Raw genomic sequence first — 16,529 nt, forward strand, 5'->3', positions numbered from 1 at the left:
GAAAACGGAAATTAAGCAGCTTCTCTAGGATCTGCAAGCGGGTAGAGGCAGACACCTTTAAACCAAAAATCCCCGCCACACAGAACGTGGACGGGGATTTTCCGTTTTCGGGCTCATTTCTGAAAATGAGCCCGAAAACGGGAGGAATTTTGGTTCAGCTGTACCTTAGTCTAAACCGCCTTTTCTGGTGGGTTTTCCCTGGGCAGGCCAGGTAGATGGCTGGCCCGTTCTTGGGTTGATGGGCAAAACTATGCGCTCACGCGGGGTCTTGGTGGGGTCTTCGCTGGCCATGTAGGCTAAGATGGCGGTTAAGATGGCGTTGTTGCGCACATCATCAAACACAATCTTGTCATAGGTGTCACGGTTGGTGTGCCAGGTGTAGTTGCCATAAGACCAGCTCAATGAACTCAACGAAAACGCAGGGGCGCCTACCGCTACAAAGGAAGCATGGTCAGAACCTCCGCCGCCCGGTGTGCCCGGGAACGTGGTCTGGATGTGGCCTCTAATATCACTCGGCACTGCGCTCAGCCATCTGCCCATGTACTCATAGGCATGCAGGAAGCCCTGGCCCGAAATGTTGGTCACGCGGCCGGTGCCGTTGTCCTGGTTAAAGGCGGCCTGCAGGTTCTGCACAATCTCGGGGTGGTCTTCCACAAACGCGCGCGAACCGTTCAAGCCTTGCTCCTCAGAACCCCAGTGGCCTACCAGAATGGTGCGCTTGGGATTTGGGTACAGTTTCTTGAGAATACGCATGGCCTCCATCATGACAATGGTACCGGTGGCGTTGTCAGTGGCCCCAGAGGCGCCGTCCCAGGAGTCAAAGTGCGCCGACAGCAGCACGTATTCATTCGGTTTCTCGGTGCCTTTGATTTCGGCAATGGTGTTGAAGGTAGGCGCGTTGGGCAGGTTCTTGGAATCGGCTTTGATCAAGAGCTTGGGCTTTTGGCCAGACTCCGCCAGGCGGTACACCAGGCCGTAATCTTCCAGAGAGATGTCCACCGTCGGGATTTTCTTGGTATAGGCACTGAAGATCTTGTTCACACCAAATCCGGCAGACCAGTTTGACATCACCACGCCGGCGGCACCCGCTTTCTCCAGGGCCACGGGCAGCGTGCGGGCGCTGTAACCGTAACCGGCCATGCGCTTGCGCCAGGCCTCATTCTGGGCCGTGCGCTGGGCTTTCATTTTGTCAAAAGATTCTTTGGTCGCGAATTCCTGCCAGTTGTAGTCTGGTCGGCCGGTAGCCTGCGGCATGGAGATCATCACCAGTTTGCCTTTCACGTTGGGCAACCACTTCTGGAACGCCAGAGAATCCGTGCCTTCGGGCAGCAGAATGACCTCTGCGGTAATGCCTTTGTTGGGCGTGGCCGGGCTCCAGGCCAGTTGCATGCCTTCCAGCGATTTCACGCGCGGGTGCACCATGTCAATGTGTGACACGCCGCGTTGCCAGCCGCGCCACTCGCCCCATTTCTCATTGCGGGCGGCAATGCCCCAGCCCTGGTATTTGGCTACGGCCCAGTTGTTGGCCTGCTGCATTTCGGGGGTGCCCACCAGGCGGGGGCCAATCACGTCCACCAGCTCATGGGCCAGTTTCTCCAGTTGTGAATTCTCAGTGGCTTCTTTGATGATGGCTTCTACCACCGGGTTTTTGGGCGGTGCCTGGTTTGGACCCTGCGCCAGCGCCACGGGACCGGAAAGCAGGGAAAGGGATAGGAACAACGCCGGAAGGCTTGCCTTGCCCCAGACGTTTTGTTTGTAGGTAGTTTGTTTCATGTGGCTAATTTAGGAATAAGGCCGAAAACTGACACACGCTTGGGCCGTTTTCGGGCTCATTTCTGGAAATGAGGCCCAAAACGCCTTCCGTAGAAATACTGTTATTCTTCTGGCGCGTTAACTTGGGCTCAATTGGCTGCGTAGCGGCAAAGAAAAAGAACCTATGATACAGCCGCCCTTCCTGCAACCCGGCGACAGCGTGGCCGTGGTGAGTACCAGCAACTTCACAGAGCAAGCGTACATTGACCAGTTGGTGGAAATCCTCAAAAGCTGGGGCTTGAAACCGGTGCTGGGCAAATCCATTGGCGCGCGGCAAGGGAGTTTTGCAGGCTCAGACCGGCTGCGGCAGCAAGACCTGCAGGAAATGCTGGACCGCCCCGACATCAAAGCCATCTTTGAGACTATGGGCGGCTACGGCATCATCAGAATTGTGGAAGACCTGGATTTCAACGCGTTCAAGAAGCAGCCCAAATGGGTGATAGGCTATAGTGACACCACTTTTCTGCACAGCCACCTGCAGGGCATGCTCAACGTAGCCTCCCTGCAGGCTACTATGGCCGCCGACCTGGAAGTTGGTTACCAGAAAATGTCCTGGGAAACCTTGCGCAAAGCCTTGTTCGGGGAGAAACTAGCATATTCTGTGGCCGCACATCCTCTCAATAGATTAGGCGAAGCAAAAGGCACGCTTACGGGTGGCACGCTCAGTATTCTGTGCAACGCCAAAGGCACCCTCACCGACACCGACACCAATGGCAAAATTCTGTTTCTGGAGGAAACCAGCGAACACAAATATAGAGTGGACAGCTACCTGCAGTCTCTGAAGCGGGCCAGAAAGTTTGATTACCTGCGCGGCTTGGTGGTAGGCAACCTCACCGAGATTGAGGAAGACGACCCGCCTTTCGGGATGGAGGCCGAGGAGATTATTCTGGAGGCCGTGAAGGACTATGATTTTCCGGTCTGCTTTGGGTTTCCGGCGGGGCACGGCCCGGTGAACAAGGCCTTGTACTTCGGGGTGCCGCTGCAATTGAAAGTCACTGAAAGCGGTTCGCAGATCACCTTCAAGCCCGGGAACGGCATCTAACAGTTTTTAATCCGATGCTAACGTGGCCCGCATCTCAAAGGTCAGTGGTACGTACCATCCTTTACACGAATCTACCCCGCAACTTATGGAACAGCAAAACCTGCACTATATCCTGACCTGTGAACACGCCGGCAACCAGGTGCCCGCCGCTTACCAAGAATTGTTTGAGGGTCATGAAGAAGTCTTGTACAGCCACCAAGGCATGGATTTCGGCGCCCTGCGGCTAGCCAAGCGGCTGGCCAGCGACACTGAATTGCCTTTGTATTACACGCTCACAACCAGGCTGTTGGTGGAGCCCAACCGTTCCCTGGACAACGACGATCTGTTTTCTGACTATAGTAAGAAACTCCCCGAGAAAGAAAAGCAGCAGGTGCTGGTCCACTATTATCAACCGCACCGCGACCAGGTGGAGAAATACGCCCAGGAATTGATTTCCGAAGGAAAAAACGTGCTGCACCTGGCCGTGCATACCTTCACGCCCGTGAAAGATGGGGAAGTCCGGAACGTGGACATCGGCATTCTGTTTGACCCAAACCAGCCGCTGGAAGTAGCTTTTGCCCGAGCCTTCAAACAACAGTTGCGGGAAATCAACCCAGAACGGCTGGTGAAAGACAATGAACCCTACGCGGGCGTGGATGACGGTTTCCCAACCTACCTCAGAAAGCAGTTCTCTAAAACCCAGTACGGCGGCATTGAGCTGGAGGTGAATCAGAAATTCTTCCTGGACGGCGACCCCGATGTGTGGGAAAACCTGCAGCAGGAAATCACGCGCGCTTTTCTGGCCGTGGTGAAACGCTAAAGGATTTCAGCCAAATCTTCAAAACCGTTTTCGGGCTCATTTCCAGAAATGAGCCCGAAAACAGAAAAGCCCCGCGTGTGCAGGGCTTTTCTGTTTTGGTAGTGGTTTACAATGTATGATGCTTTGATTTTTGGTTGTTTCGGTAGTTGAACATTAGGTTTAAGCTCGCATCATGGTTCTCCTTTTTCTTGGAGAAGCAGGTCGTTTTCCTGACCAGCCTCCTGTTCCTGGCCCTGAGGCAGGTATTTACCCCTTCTATATTTTTTGTGTAAGCCTTGCCCACCTTGTGTTTCTCTGTAGGTATCACCTGGGCGAAGGCTCTCCAATGGTCGGTGCAGTATTCTCCAATGTGTGCTTTCTCCAGCTTCTTGAGCAGCTTCCTCACAGTTGCTGCGCTCCTGGGGCCGCAACTGTAAGCCAAAACCTCATCCGTCTCGGGGCAGTAGGCATACAAAAGCCAGTACTTCCCTTTCCTGCGCCTGCCCACGTAGCTCCAGACCTCGTCTATCTGCACCGACTCGTAGCAGCGCCGCGCCGGTGCGATGCTGAGTCGGCTGCCTTGCCGGCACAGGTTGTCCAGTATGCACTTGCGGCTCACCCCCAGCAGCGCCTCTATGTCGCGGATGCCGTTGTTGCGCTCCAAAAGCCGCACCATTAGCTGCTTTGTGGCCGGATCGGCGCCTTTGTACTGGTACGTGGCCTGGAACTGCTTTCTGCAGCTGTGGCATAGCAGGTTCTGGGCACCGTTCTTTTTCTTTCCGTTTTTTACTACCTTACTGCTCTGGCAGTGGGGACAGTTTATTTTGATGAGGACTTCGAACATTCCATCATCTTAAACAACTCACTGTCAGCTTTTATCCCATCATACTTTCTAAACCACTACCTCTGTTTTTTAGTAGAAGGTATTGGCTTAGTGGCCTCCGCCAGACTCCAGGTTTTCAATGTCATAGCCTTGTTTTTTCAAGATGCCAGACACTTTCCAGGCGAAGAAGGCCAGATACGCAAAACACACCACCGCTACCCAATATGAGTCATGAATGTTGGTGAAATCTGCAATACCGCCTTGCAGCGGCGGAATAATGGCGCCTCCCAAAATCATCATGATCAACAGAGAAGAGCCCTGGCTGGTGTATTTGCCCAAACCGGTAATGCTCAACGAGAAGATACTCGGCCACATGATGGAACAAACCAAGCCCCCGCTAATGAACGCGAACAAGCCTACCTGCCCTTCGGTGTACAAACCAACCACCATGGCCAGCATGCCCAGAATTCCCAGGCCCATCAGTAATTTGGCGGGTTTGCCCTGAGACCAGAAGTTTGCCGCAATCATAATGGCAATACACACGGCGTAAATAGCCAGGTCATCTACACGGTTCCCGGAAAGGTAATTCACAAACAACACCACCCCGAAGGCAATGAACGGCACCACTACGCTCAAGATGGTTTTCATGTTTTTAGACACGTTGAAAATGGTCACGGCACTCATCCAGCGGCCAATCATCAAACTTCCCCAGTACAACGAAATGTAACGGGAAATCTGCGCCTCATTGTAGCTGCCAAACTCAGGAGTCTGTAGCAAAGCACCTAAATTACTTTGAATGGTTACTTCCACGCCCACGTACACAAAGATGGCAATCATGCCCAGCGTCAGCTGTGGGTAGCGCATGGCGCCCCAGCCTTCGCCGTTTTTCTGGGCCGCTTTGTTAGACAGGAACAAAATCAAAATCACGCTGGACAAGGCGGCAAACAACAGCACCAAGGTAGTTAAGCCAGACTCACTTTCAGGAAGCAATTTCCCGATGATAGAAAGGGCAATGATCACCCCCGTAATGGCCAGCAAGGCCACGGTGGCTTTGCCGCTTTTCTCGGGTTCTTCGTCTGAGGTTACCCTGGGCATTTTAGCCATGGCGAAGATACCGGCCACCAACAGGAACACGCCCGCCAGAATGAGGTACAAGGTATTGATGGAACTGGTGTCAGCGGCGGCAATCTGCTCTGGTGTGGCCACCACGGCGCTGAACAACACCAAGGTGATGATGATAGGCCCCAAGGTGGTACCCAACGAGTTCACGCCACCGGTGAGGTTAAGGCGGTGCATGCCCGTGGCCGGGTCACCCAGCGCCACGGCAAACGGGTTGGCGGCTGTCTGCTGCAAAGAGAAGCCCAGCGCAATCACGAAGAAAGCCAGCAAGATAAAGGTGTATTCACCAGAGCCTACGGCCGGCAACATGACCAAAGCCCCCACCACTGAGATGAGCAAGCCGTAAATGATGCCTTTTTTGTAGCCTATTTTGTTCAGGAAGTCAAAGCCCACCCCGGTGGAGTACAGGTACAGCAGCAAAGAGCCAATGAAATACGCCCCGTAATACGCTGAGTCAATCAACTGCGACTCAAACTGCGACAGGTTGAAGTGGGTTTTGCAAAAGGGGATGAACACGCCGTTAGAGGCGGCCAGAAAGCCCCAAAAAAAGAAGACCATGGCCAGCGTGTACAAGGCTGAGCCATAACTTTTAGTTGACGTTTGCTCCATAAATGGTGGGAAAATTTAGGGTTTTGCTTGTGGTTTGTTAGTATTCATTGGGTGCTGAGTCACCAAGAAACAAGACGAAAAAAGCGCATTGCACTTCTTTGGCTTCTTATTCTGGCAATCTGAGGCTAATAATAGGCAAAAAAATTTAATAACGGCCCGGCCTTCTGATAATAGCCGCTTCTCAAGTGGTAGATAGGCAGGTGGCCTGAGGCGGAATAGTTTGAGAATCAGGCGAATTTCCCAGAGAGGTTAGATTCATCTATTTAAACCCCGCTTTAAAGCCTTTCCAGGGAAGCTTTCCGTTTTCGGGCTCATTTCTGAAAACGAGCCCGAAAACGGAAAGCTTGGAATGGGCTAGTTGGGAAAATCGCAGAAATCAGAGCGCGAAAGAAAACAAGGTCACCGGAAAACGTTCGCCCGCCAGGAATTCCACTTTATCTGAAGGCAAGGAAAGTAAACCCTGCGCCGGCAGAAGGCTAGTCAGGTCACCGGAGCCGGAACCTTGGATGGGCCTTGCGTTGAGCATTCCGTTTTCCAGGGAAAGGGTCACGGGCACGTGGTAGGTGAGGTTGGGCTTGAAGGAAATGGACTCCGCCAGCACGCCAGTCGCTTTCTTTGCCGGTAACCCTTGGTGCTGCTGCAGCCACGGCCTGAAATACAATTGGTAGCACACAAACGTAGACACCGGATTGCCCGGAAAACCAAACACCGTTTTACCGTCGGGCAAGGTGCCAAACAACATAGGCTTGCCCGGCTTCTGCGCGATGGAATGGAACACCAAATTCAGTTGCAACCGAGCTAAGACCTGCGGCAGAAAATCAAACTTGCCCTTAGACACCGCGCCCGACAGCAGCAAAACCTCATGCGATTTCAGAATTTCCCGCAGCGCCGTAAACATGGCCTCGGGCTCATCTGGCAGATGGAAAAGGTTGGTTTTTATATTCTCAGCCTGAAGTTCAGCCGCCAGCATGTGCACATTTGATTTTCTGATTTGGTGCGGTAGCGGGGTTTGATCTACGTCTACCAATTCATCTCCGGTAGAGCAGATGGCAATTGTAGGCTGGCGCAAAGCTTCTACCTCCGCCAACCCCACCGATGCCAAAATTCCCACCACCGCCGGCGTGATACTGTTTCCTTTTTTGACCAACGTGTCACCGGCGGTAGCGTCTGTGCCCTGCCGGTGAATGTTCTGGCCAAGCCTGACTTCAAGGGCGTGAACGGTGGCAGTTCCATCCTTAATGTCACACTGCTCATAGGGAACCACCGCATTGGTATTGCCCGGAAGCACGGCGCCCGTCATGACTTCCAGGCAATGGCTAGAATCTTGCAACGAAAGGGCAGGAGCGCCCGCCGCCTGCACGCCGGCCACGGTAAATTCCCGAATTCCCTGCTGAAATATTTCTGCCTGCACGGCAATGCCGTCCATGGTCACGCGGTCAAACGGTGGTAAATCCCGGTCGGCGAACACGTCCTGGGCCAATGTTCTGCCCGTGGCTTCTGCTAAGAGAATAAATTCTGTGGTGGGCGTGGGACAATGCGCCAGTACCAGGCGGAGGGCTTCTTCAACGGAAATCATAGGCTACACTTCTAGGCCCCAAGTATACCGCACCACCAGCTTGAAACCAATATAGAACACCAGCAACCCGGTAATTCCTTTAATGGCCGGGGCAGGCAAGAGGTTTAAACTGAGCCGCGCACCCAATTGTCCGCCCACCAGCACGGCCAGCAGTAAAATAGGGGTGGTGATGGGCGAAACCGCAAACTTGCCGGCAAACGCCAGGCCCGCCAAACCAGATATAGAGTTCAACAGAATGAAAAAGGAGGCCAGGGCGGCGATTTTCTTAGGCGCATCCCAGCGCAACAGATGCAGAAACGGGGCCAGTAGAATTCCGCCGCCAATGCCCACCAAACCCGACATAAATCCGCTTCCGCCGCCTAGTAAAAACGAAAGCACGTACGGCCTTTTTCTGATAATCGGTTGCGTTTCTGCGGTGGTTTTTCGGAAGAAAGGTAAGAACAACAGCAAACCAGACAAAGCTAGCACCAAGCCTAAGGAGATGAAAAACGTGTGTTGGGTCAGCGGAATGGTGGCGCCCAGAAAAGCGGCGGGCACACTGCACAAGGCCAAGGGCAGAAACTGTTTCCAGTCTACCAAGCCCTGTTTCAGATACAAATACGTGCTGCCACTCACCACTACCAAATTACAGAGCAAGGCCGTGGTTTTCACTTCCAGGAAATTAGGCAGCACCAGCGCCAGCAAGGCCAAATAACTAGAGCCGCCGCCAAACCCCACCGAGGAATACAAAGCCGCAATGGCGAAAAACGCCAACCCAATCCATAGCAACTGGCTCCAGCCGGTGGTCATGCGGGGACGTGCGATTTGTGTTGTGCCCATTGGTCCATGCCGCCGGTCAGGCTGTAGACTTCCCGTGCAGGGAATTTTTCTAGCAGAAGGGCGGCGGCTTTCTGGCTTCGGGCTCCTTTCTGGCAGATGGTCACTACGGGCAACTGCGCCGGCAACGTGGGCAAATGGGCTTCAAATTCTGAGAGCGGCACGGAGAGTGCTTGCGGCAAATGCCCTTGAGCAAATTCGGTTTTTTCCCGAACATCCAGCAATAACAATTCCCGGTTTTCCTGGATCCATTGGTTTAGATCTTGAGCAGATACAATATGCACAACGGCACAGGCAACTCCAGAATAGGACGCTTGCAATTGGGTAATGTTCCGGTTGGCGGGATTGGCAGTCAGTTTCATTTTAAACTGCGTGTTCCGCAGGAAATCATACACCAGCAAAATGCCCGACAAGGTTTCACCCACCCCTGTTAGGATTTTCACTGCCTCCAGCGCCTGCAGAGATCCAATTATACTTGGCACCACGCCCAGCACGCCGGCAGTGTTGCAGTCCGGAATTTCATGCGCAGCCGGGGGCGAAGGGAAAAGGCAACGGTAGGTGGGGCCGCCCTGGTAATTGAACACGCTCACCTGGCCTTCAAACTGGTGCAGCGCGCCGTACACAAACGGTTTCTTCAGAATAACACAAGCATCATTGATCAGGTAGCGGGCCTCAAAATTATCGGTGGCGTCTACCACCACGTCATACGCTGCTATGATTTCCAGGGCATTTTCTGGGCTGAGTTGCAGGTGCAAAGGCAGTAGCGTGATGCCGGAGTTCAACTGAGCCAACCTTTTAGCAGCGGCGGCTACTTTTGGTTGTCCTACATCGGCTTCAGCATACAAGACCTGGCGATGCAGGTTGTTCAGGCTCACCACGTCGCTGTCCAGAAATCCCAGGGTGCCCACGCCCATGCCTGCCAAGTATTGCAACACCGGCACGCCCAATCCGCCAGCGCCTACCACCAACACGCGGGCGTGCTGGAGCTTTTGCTGGGCTTCGGCACCAAAACCGGGCAACTGCACCTGGCGGCTGTATCTTGGGTTAAGCGTCATGGGTTAGTTTGGCTTTGGCATAGGTGGCGTCTTCCGGGAAATTGGCGTTGAACAGTTCTTCATCGTGGGCCGGGTGCACCAGTTGAATGTCCTGGCCTAACAAAAACTTGCGCGGACAGGTTTTGCCGGTTTGGGTGAAAGCCAAGGCTAGTGCATACGCCGTAGGTTCCCATATAGCCACCAAAGGCTCGGGCAAATCAGAACCGTTCACTGCGTAGGCGGTGGCTATTTTTTCAGGGTTTCGGTGTTGAATTAATTTCTTTAAAGTTGCAGCAGTCACCAAAGGTAAATCACAGGCCAAGACCAGCCAGGCCGCTTGCGGGTGTTGTTGCATGGCGCTCAAAATACCGTTCAAAGGTCCGCGCAACCCTTCCTGTGAATCTAGAATAGAAGCTGTCTTGCTGTTTTGATTTTCCTGTTGACCGGGCCTAAGACTTAAAAATACCTTATCGCAGACGATACCCAATAACTGCAGCGCATGGTCGCGCTGGGGAAGGCCGTGGTAGGGCAGCAGGCTTTTGTCCTGGCCCATGCGCTCGCTTTTGCCGCCGCTGAGCACCAGGCCGTACAGGGGTGGTTTAGCTTCTGATGATGTCACTTTTGCCTCCGGTCTTTTTCAGTAAAGTAATCTGCGAGATAGAGATGTCATGCGTGAGCGCTTTGCACATGTCATAAATAGTGAGGGCCGCGCCAGAAACGCCCGTGAGCGCTTCCATCTCCACGCCAGTCTTGCCTTCGCAGCGCACGGTGCAGGTGATTTCCAGGGTGTTTTCAATGGTGGCGGATGGGGCAATATCCAGGTTAATGGCGTTCAAGGCCAACGGGTGACACAGCGGAATTAGGTCTGACGTTTTCTTGGCCGCCATCACCCCGGCAATGATAGCCGTCTGCAGCACTGCGCCTTTTTTGGTAAGAAAACCATCTTGCGAAAGCTGCGCGAAAACCTCGGCCGGGAACTCCACCAAGCCTTGCGCCACCGCCGTTCTGGTGGTGACCGTTTTCTCAGAGACATCTACCATGGCGGGTTGCCCCTGGTCATTGATATGCGAAAGAATGCTCATTCAATTCATGAAATTAGAAGTGCGTTTTCGGGCTCATTTCTGAAAACGAAGCCAAAAACGGAAATTTTTCAACTGCCTAGCCGCCCAGCACCGACATGGATTCATGCAGACTGACGGTGTTGCCCGCCTCCGCGGCGAACCCGTCTTTGGCGCGGTTGGCCACGGCGGCCAGAATTTCCTGGGTTAACGTCTCTACGTTCGCACCGGCCCGCAACACGTCTTTCAAGTTGGTCACCGGCGGACCGTACAAGCACGTGCGCAACTCACCGGTAGCCGATAACCTGATGCGGTTGCAGGTGCCACAGAACGTTCTGCTGAACGAAGGTATGATGCCAAAGGAGCCTTTGTAGCCCGGTATTTTATAGTTGACCGACGTGGACGAAGCTTCGCTGGGCAGTTTCTCAATCTCTGGATGCGCGGAGGAAATGTGCTCGTAAATCTCACGGTAGGTCCATTGCGCGCCGGTAAAGGTTTCTTGCCCGTTGAAAGGCATTTCCTCCAGAAAGCGCACCGCCAGCGGGTAGTCTTTGGTGAGCGCCACGAAGGGCAGAATGTCTTCAATATTCTTGTTTTCGGCTACCACACAGTTCAATTTTACGTCGAATCCTGCGTCCATTAAATCATGTATACCAGACATCACGGTGGCAAAACTGTCGCGGCGGGTTATGTGGAAAAAGCGGTCCGGGTCCAGGGAATCAAGGCTGATGTTGATTTTGGAGATGCCCATTTCGCGGAGTGCCTGAATGTGCCGCTGTTGCAGGGTGCCGTTGCTGGTGATGGTGATTTCGTCAAGGCCGGGCAACTGGCTAAGCTTGCGCAGAAACGGAATAATGCCCGTCCGTACAAACGGCTCGCCGCCGGTGATTCTGATTTTGGAAATGCCCAAACTGCAGAACAGCGAAGCCAACTGGTACATTTCATCAAAGGAAAGTAAATGGCTGCGGTGCACGAATTTCATGCCTTCCTCGGGCATGCAGTAATAGCACCTGAAATTGCAGCGGTCCGTCACACTCAGCCGCAGATAGGTTAATTCCCGTCCGTATTTATCAATCAATAGTCCCATTTCTCTTCTGCTGCTGTTACGGATGCGCGTTGACCCAGACGCTGTTGTCCTGGTAATATTCTTTCTTCCAGATGGGCACGGTCTTCTTCAGTTCGTCAATCAGAAAACGGCAGGCGGCAAAAGACGCCTCGCGGTGCGCCGAACTGGTACCAATGATCACCACCGGTTCGCCAATGCCTTTTTCGCCCACGGCGTGCTGCATCACCAAACCATCCAGGGGCCATTTCTGCTGCGCGGCCTCGGCAATTTTCTGCATTTCCTTCAGGGCCATTGGCACGTAGGCCTCAAACACCAGCTTGGTTACTTGTTTGCCCTGCGCGTGGTTGCGCACCGTGCCTACAAACAAGTTCACGCCGCCCGCGCCGTCATGCTGCAGCAGTTGGTAGGCTTGATTGAGGTCTACCTGTTCAACAATGGAAATGTGCATGTGTTTTTTTAAAGCCGATGATAACGTAATAACTTAAAAACGAACCAAGTCTTAACCACCGCTCACCGGCGGAATCAAGGCAATCTCCGCACCGGCCGGAATGGTATCTTCCAGCTGCGCATATTCATTGTTCACCGCCACCGCCAGGGAACTCAAATTCTGCAAGGCCGGGTACTGCTTAACAAGCCATATTTTCAGTTCATGCACCGTAGCCGGAATCTCAGCGGAAGGTACAGAAAGTTGCTGTTGGCCCACTATGTCACGGGTAATGCCAAATAATAAGATGTTCATCTTGGGAGCATGTTTAAACTTGTCTTTCGCGCTGCAAACTGGTATCAAAAGAACTTGTCTTTGCCTTTTTTTCTCACCATAGCGCTGCTATGCTGCTCAAAAAACGCTTCGCCAGAACCTTTCGCTCCCAATTTTCGCTTGCAAAATCAAATTTTAAACAAGCTCTAACAGTTAACGTTGGGTCCGCATTTCTGCGTGTAAATTTTTGCGAAAGACTTAAAGCTACGGTTCTTTCAGGAGGCAGGCAAAAGTTGCATGTAATTCCAAATGCGTTTTGGGGCTCATTTCTAGAAATGAGCCCCAAAACGGCTACAGGAGTTTATCTAAGGTAATGGGTAAATCCCGAACCCTTTTGCCTGTGGCATGGAAAACGGCGTTGGCAATGGCCGGGGCCACGCTCACAATGCCAATCTCGCCCAGGCCTTTGGCACCCAGCGGGTTCACAATGCTGTCTTCGGTCTCCACAAAGATCACCTCGGTTTCCGGAATGTCGGCTAAGACGGGCAGGTGGTATTTGTCCAGGTCATGGTTCATGAAGCGCCCCAGATGGTTATCCATCACCGAGTGTTCCTCCAGCGCCACGCCAATGCCCCAAACCACGCCTCCTAAAATCTGGCTGCGGGCCGTTTTGGGGTTGATGATGCGGCCTCCGTCTATAGCCGACACAATGCGCGTCACTTTCACGGTACCCAGGTCTTCGTCTACCAGTACTTCGGCAAAGGTCACGGCGTGCGCGTAGCTTACGTATTGCTTCTGCTCTTTGTCGGGTTTCTGCGTGGCTTCGGCTTCCAGGGATTTTCCGCCGTTTTGCTGGAGCGCATCTGCGAAGGAGACGGTTTTGCCAGCATCTGCTTTTAGTTGAATTTGGCCGTCTTTGAACGTTACGTCTTCCGGTTTGGCATTTTTCAAGGGTGAATCAGGTAGTTTTTGCGTGAGCTTCAGAAGTTCTTCCTGCAGTTTCTCGCAGACCAGTTTCACCGCAGAACCCACGCTGGAAACCGTCCAGGAACCGCCTTCCAGGGGTGATTTAGGCAGCGCCGAATCACCTAATTTGAAGGTAACCGACTCTAGCGGAAGGCCCAGGGTTTCGGCGGCAATCTGGCACATGACCGTGTACGTGCCCGTGCCAATATCGGCGGTAGCCGAACTTACGGTCAGTTTACCATCTATGGAAAGTTTGGCGCTGGCCGAGGCTTCCTGCTGTTTGGCTTCCCAGGCGCCTTGCGCCATGCCCCAGCCAATGAGTTGTCGGCCTTTTTTCATGGAGCGTGGCGCAGGCGAACGTTTGGCCCACCCAAATTTTTCGGCTCCCTGGCGGTAGCATTCCTGAAGGGTTTTGCTGGTGAAGGGCTTGTCTTCGTTGAGGTCCCGGTCTGTGTAATTTATGCGCCGGAACTCGAGCGGGTCCAGTTGCAGTTGGTGCGCCATTTCATCTATGGCGCTTTCCAGGGCGTAAATACCGGTGGTGCCGCCGGGCGCGCGCATGTCCAGGGGCGTGTACACGTCCAGGGCCACTAGTTTATGGCTAAGTTCTATGTTGTCGCTGTGGTAGAGAATTCCGGGCCAGATGACCACGTCTTCGCTGTAATCCTCAAATCTGGAAGTCTCCGCAAATACGTCTTGTTTCACGGCCTGTAATTTGCCGCCTTTGGAGGCGCCCAGGGCAAAGTGTTGGGTAGTTTTGGGCCGATGCCCGAACGAGAACATCTGCTGCCGGGTCAACACCACTTTTACGGGCACGTTCAATTCCCGCGCCGCCATGACCGCCAGAAACAACTGGTACTGCGGCCGAAGCCCGGAGCCAAACCCGCCGCCCACGTACTCAGACAGCACCTGCACCTTCTCCTGCGGCACTCCAAAGGCGTTGGACAGGTATTTCTGGCTGTTCTGCACACCCTGAATTTTGTCATACACCTTCAGGCTGCCGTCTGGGTTCCAAATGGCAATGGCCGCGTGCATTTCCATGGGGTTATGGTGCTCGGCGCTATGCGTGTACGTTTCTTGAAGCATTACATCAGCCTGGGCCAAGCCTTTTTCTGCATCACCGCGTGGGTCTGGTGGGGGCGTGGATTTGTACTGCTTGGGTTTATAGGCCTTGGGCAGGTTCGCTTCAAAATTGGTGTCATGCGCTTCGGCTTCATATTCTACATGTACCAACAGGGCGGCATAGCGCGCCAATTCAAAGGTCTTGGCCACCACCAGGGCAATGGGTTGCATGCTAAAGTGGATATCAGCGCTTTTCAAAGGCCGGAACGGTGCCCCGGGCGGCGAATCCTCGTCTTGGTAATGGCTGTCAAACCAGGAGTAGCCGGGCCGGTTTTCATGGGTAAAAACCTGCAATACGCCATCCAATGCCAGGGCCGCGGAGGTATCTATTCTGGTGATTTTGCCTTTGGCGATGGCGCTGTTAATGACTACACCATAAGCTAGATTTGGGACGTCATGCTCGGCGGTGTACTTGGCCTGACCGGTCACTTTGGCTAAGCCATCTACGCGGTTGGCCGGTTTTCCTATGTGGTGTGAAGATGCTGTCATGCGTTTACCCCCCTTTCTGTGGCGTCTAGTAATGCCCGTACAATGGCGCGTTTGGCCAGTTCAATTTTAAACGTATTGTCGCCGTAGCCTTTGGCGCCTTCTAAATAAGCCTCGGCCAGTTTCTGGAAATTCTCAGCAGTGGGAGGCTGGCCTTTCAGTTGCGCCTCTGCCTCTGGTTTTCGCCAGGGTTTATGGGCCACGCCGCCCACGGCCACGCGTACTTCCTTGATTTCGCCTTCTTCCAACTCCAACACCGCCGCCACCGACACCAAGGCAAACGCATACGACGCCCGGTCCCGCAGTTTCAGATAACTATAATGCTGCGCGAAGTTGTTAGCCGGCAGTTCAATATGCGTGATCAGTTCGTCGGGTTGTAAGTTGGTGTCCAGGTGCGGCGTATTGCCGGGCAGGCGGTGAAACTCCAGAATAGGAATAGCCCGATGTCCGTTTTTACCGGTCACGCGCACGGTGGCATCTAAGGCGGTCAGGGCCACGGCCATGTCTGAGGGGTGCGTGGCGATGCACTGTTCGCTGGTGCCCAGAATGGCTAAATCGCGGTTATAGCCTTTGATAGCCGAGCAGCCAGAGCCGGGTTCGCGTTTGTTGCAGGGCGTTTGCGTGTCATAAAAGTAATAGCAGCGCGTGCGTTGCAGCAGGTTTCCGCCGTTGGAGGCCATGTTCCTAATCTGCGCCGAAGCGCCCGCCAAAATAGCATGTGACAGCAAGGGATAACGCGTTTCCACCAGTTCATGGTAAGCGGTATCTGCGTTACGGGCCATGGCGCCCAACTTAAGCCCACCTTCCGGAGTTTCATTAATCTCTGTATGTTCCAGGTGGTTGACATTGACCAAATGCCCCGGACGCATGACATCAATTTTCATAAGGTCCAGCAGGTTGGTGCCGCCGGCTATGTACTTGGCCTCGGGAGTGGTGGTCACTTCTTTGACAGCTTCATCGGCTGTTTGGGATTGCGCGTAAGTAAACGGTCTCATGTAGTTTTGGCCCTTTCCAGCGCTTCCTGCGCCACTTTGAGAATGTTCACATAAGCACCGCAGCGGCAAATGTTCCCGCTCATCAGGTCTTTGATATCGTCTATGGATTTCGCTTTGCCTTCGTTCACCAACCCAACCACTGAACAGATTTGGCCGGGGGTACAGTAGCCGCACTGGAACGCGTCATGGTCAATAAAACCTTGCTGCACGGGGTGCAACTGGCCGTTGGTGGCCAAGCCTTCTACGGTGGTGATGTCGGTGTTTTCCTGCATAATTGCCAGCGTGAGGCAGGAATTGATGCGCTTGCCGTCTACCAGCACCGTGCAGGCGCCGCATTGGCCGTGGTCGCAGCCTTTTTTGGTGCCGGTGAGGTGCAGGTTTTCCCGAAGAGCGTCTAGCAACGAGGTCCAGGGCGCGAGTGAAAGTTGATGGGCCGTACCGTTGACCCTGAGCGTGACAGGTTTGTGTTCCGGAAGCGTGGGCCGGTGGCCGTGGGCGCTTCCTCGGGGATTTTCTTCTTGCATAGAGAC

16 protein-coding genes are annotated in these 16,529 nt (G+C 53.7%); 2 read left to right on the forward strand and 14 right to left on the reverse strand.

What is annotated here, in order from left to right; all coding sequences use genetic code 11:
* Positions 1-165: 165 nt before the first annotated feature.
* Complete coding sequence (locus tag IMY23_RS01485) at positions 166-1,773, reverse strand: M20/M25/M40 family metallo-hydrolase (RefSeq protein ID WP_192820400.1); 1,608 nt, start codon at positions 1,771-1,773, stop codon at positions 166-168.
* Positions 1,774-1,936: 163 nt separating this feature from the next.
* Here IMY23_RS01485 and IMY23_RS01490 point away from each other — a divergent pair, with 163 nt between their 5' ends.
* A complete protein-coding gene (locus tag IMY23_RS01490) occupies positions 1,937-2,854 on the forward strand; it encodes an LD-carboxypeptidase (protein ID WP_192820401.1) in 918 nt (305 codons plus the stop codon).
* 85 nt (positions 2,855-2,939) lie between these two features.
* Positions 2,940-3,653, forward strand: a complete 714-nt coding sequence (locus IMY23_RS01495) for an N-formylglutamate amidohydrolase (RefSeq protein WP_192820402.1) — start codon at positions 2,940-2,942, stop codon at positions 3,651-3,653.
* A 106-nt stretch (positions 3,654-3,759) separates the two neighbouring features.
* On the opposite strand, the gene IMY23_RS01500 is transcribed toward IMY23_RS01495, so the two are convergent.
* The 13 genes from IMY23_RS01500 to IMY23_RS01560 form a co-directional block, all read right to left on the reverse strand.
* Complete coding sequence (locus tag IMY23_RS01500; protein WP_192820093.1) at positions 3,760-4,476, reverse strand: IS1 family transposase; 717 nt, start codon at positions 4,474-4,476, stop codon at positions 3,760-3,762.
* Between the two features lie 87 nt (positions 4,477-4,563).
* On the reverse strand, positions 4,564-6,183 hold the full coding sequence (locus tag IMY23_RS01505) for an MFS transporter (protein ID WP_192820403.1): 1,620 nt from the start codon (positions 6,181-6,183) through the stop codon (positions 4,564-4,566).
* Between the two features lie 376 nt (positions 6,184-6,559).
* Positions 6,560-7,759 carry a molybdopterin molybdotransferase MoeA gene (locus IMY23_RS01510; protein ID WP_192820404.1) on the reverse strand — a complete coding sequence of 400 codons (1,200 nt, stop codon included), beginning with the start codon at positions 7,757-7,759 and terminating at the stop codon, positions 6,560-6,562.
* A 3-nt stretch (positions 7,760-7,762) separates the two neighbouring features.
* Entirely contained in the window at positions 7,763-8,578 is an 816-nt protein-coding gene (locus tag IMY23_RS01515; RefSeq protein WP_225986375.1) for a sulfite exporter TauE/SafE family protein, read from the reverse strand.
* Positions 8,545-9,630, reverse strand: coding sequence for a HesA/MoeB/ThiF family protein (locus IMY23_RS01520; protein WP_192820405.1), 1,086 nt, complete (start codon positions 9,628-9,630; stop codon positions 8,545-8,547). Before IMY23_RS01520 ends, IMY23_RS01515 begins: the two co-directional genes overlap by 34 nt.
* Entirely contained in the window at positions 9,620-10,228 is a 609-nt protein-coding gene (locus IMY23_RS01525; protein ID WP_370589777.1) for an NTP transferase domain-containing protein, read from the reverse strand. Before IMY23_RS01525 ends, IMY23_RS01520 begins: the two co-directional genes overlap by 11 nt.
* Positions 10,209-10,691, reverse strand: coding sequence for a cyclic pyranopterin monophosphate synthase MoaC (gene moaC, locus IMY23_RS01530; protein ID WP_192820406.1), 483 nt, complete (start codon positions 10,689-10,691; stop codon positions 10,209-10,211). Before moaC ends, IMY23_RS01525 begins: the two co-directional genes overlap by 20 nt.
* 76 nt (positions 10,692-10,767) lie before the next feature.
* Complete coding sequence (gene moaA / locus IMY23_RS01535; protein WP_192820407.1) at positions 10,768-11,754, reverse strand: GTP 3',8-cyclase MoaA; 987 nt, start codon at positions 11,752-11,754, stop codon at positions 10,768-10,770.
* A 16-nt stretch (positions 11,755-11,770) separates the two neighbouring features.
* Positions 11,771-12,181 carry a molybdenum cofactor biosynthesis protein MoaE gene (locus IMY23_RS01540; RefSeq protein WP_192820408.1) on the reverse strand — a complete coding sequence of 137 codons (411 nt, stop codon included), beginning with the start codon at positions 12,179-12,181 and terminating at the stop codon, positions 11,771-11,773.
* A gap of 51 nt (positions 12,182-12,232) precedes the next feature.
* Positions 12,233-12,472: a MoaD/ThiS family protein gene (locus tag IMY23_RS01545; protein WP_192820409.1), complete on the reverse strand. Its 240-nt coding sequence runs from the start codon at positions 12,470-12,472 to the stop codon at positions 12,233-12,235.
* Positions 12,473-12,781: 309 nt separating this feature from the next.
* Positions 12,782-15,007 (reverse strand): xanthine dehydrogenase family protein molybdopterin-binding subunit, encoded by a 2,226-nt coding sequence (locus IMY23_RS01550; RefSeq protein WP_192820410.1) that lies wholly within the window; start codon positions 15,005-15,007, stop codon positions 12,782-12,784.
* Positions 15,004-15,999 (reverse strand): xanthine dehydrogenase family protein subunit M, encoded by a 996-nt coding sequence (locus IMY23_RS01555; RefSeq protein ID WP_192820411.1) that lies wholly within the window; start codon positions 15,997-15,999, stop codon positions 15,004-15,006. The genes IMY23_RS01550 and IMY23_RS01555 overlap by 4 nt, the downstream gene beginning before the upstream one ends.
* A complete protein-coding gene (locus IMY23_RS01560) occupies positions 15,996-16,523 on the reverse strand; it encodes a (2Fe-2S)-binding protein (RefSeq protein WP_192820412.1) in 528 nt (175 codons plus the stop codon). The genes IMY23_RS01555 and IMY23_RS01560 overlap by 4 nt, the downstream gene beginning before the upstream one ends.
* Between the last annotated feature and the right edge of the window lie 6 nt (positions 16,524-16,529).

It is taken from the genome of Rufibacter sp. LB8 (genome assembly GCF_014876185.1).
In the GTDB taxonomy this organism is placed as follows: Bacteria; Bacteroidota; Bacteroidia; order Cytophagales; family Hymenobacteraceae; genus Nibribacter.

What these genes read in the sequence shown, in the direction of transcription:
- IMY23_RS01485 (WP_192820400.1), bottom strand. Translation starts at nt 1,773, where the DNA reads ATGAAACAAACTACCTACAAACAAAACGTCTGGGGCAAGGCAAGCCTT.
- IMY23_RS01490 (WP_192820401.1), top strand. Translation starts at nt 1,937, where the DNA reads ATGATACAGCCGCCCTTCCTGCAACCCGGCGACAGCGTGGCCGTGGTG.
- IMY23_RS01495 (WP_192820402.1), top strand. Translation starts at nt 2,940, where the DNA reads ATGGAACAGCAAAACCTGCACTATATCCTGACCTGTGAACACGCCGGC.
- IMY23_RS01500 (WP_192820093.1), bottom strand. Translation starts at nt 4,476, where the DNA reads ATGTTCGAAGTCCTCATCAAAATAAACTGTCCCCACTGCCAGAGCAGT.
- IMY23_RS01505 (WP_192820403.1), bottom strand. Translation starts at nt 6,183, where the DNA reads ATGGAGCAAACGTCAACTAAAAGTTATGGCTCAGCCTTGTACACGCTG.
- IMY23_RS01510 (WP_192820404.1), bottom strand. Translation starts at nt 7,759, where the DNA reads ATGATTTCCGTTGAAGAAGCCCTCCGCCTGGTACTGGCGCATTGTCCC.
- IMY23_RS01515 (WP_225986375.1), bottom strand. Translation starts at nt 8,578, where the DNA reads ATGGGCACAACACAAATCGCACGTCCCCGCATGACCACCGGCTGGAGC.
- IMY23_RS01520 (WP_192820405.1), bottom strand. Translation starts at nt 9,630, where the DNA reads ATGACGCTTAACCCAAGATACAGCCGCCAGGTGCAGTTGCCCGGTTTT.
- moaC (WP_192820406.1), bottom strand. Translation starts at nt 10,691, where the DNA reads ATGAGCATTCTTTCGCATATCAATGACCAGGGGCAACCCGCCATGGTA.
- moaA (WP_192820407.1), bottom strand. Translation starts at nt 11,754, where the DNA reads ATGGGACTATTGATTGATAAATACGGACGGGAATTAACCTATCTGCGG.
- IMY23_RS01540 (WP_192820408.1), bottom strand. Translation starts at nt 12,181, where the DNA reads ATGCACATTTCCATTGTTGAACAGGTAGACCTCAATCAAGCCTACCAA.
- IMY23_RS01545 (WP_192820409.1), bottom strand. Translation starts at nt 12,472, where the DNA reads ATGAACATCTTATTATTTGGCATTACCCGTGACATAGTGGGCCAACAG.
- IMY23_RS01550 (WP_192820410.1), bottom strand. Translation starts at nt 15,007, where the DNA reads ATGACAGCATCTTCACACCACATAGGAAAACCGGCCAACCGCGTAGAT.
- IMY23_RS01555 (WP_192820411.1), bottom strand. Translation starts at nt 15,999, where the DNA reads ATGAGACCGTTTACTTACGCGCAATCCCAAACAGCCGATGAAGCTGTC.
- IMY23_RS01560 (WP_192820412.1), bottom strand. Translation starts at nt 16,523, where the DNA reads ATGCAAGAAGAAAATCCCCGAGGAAGCGCCCACGGCCACCGGCCCACG.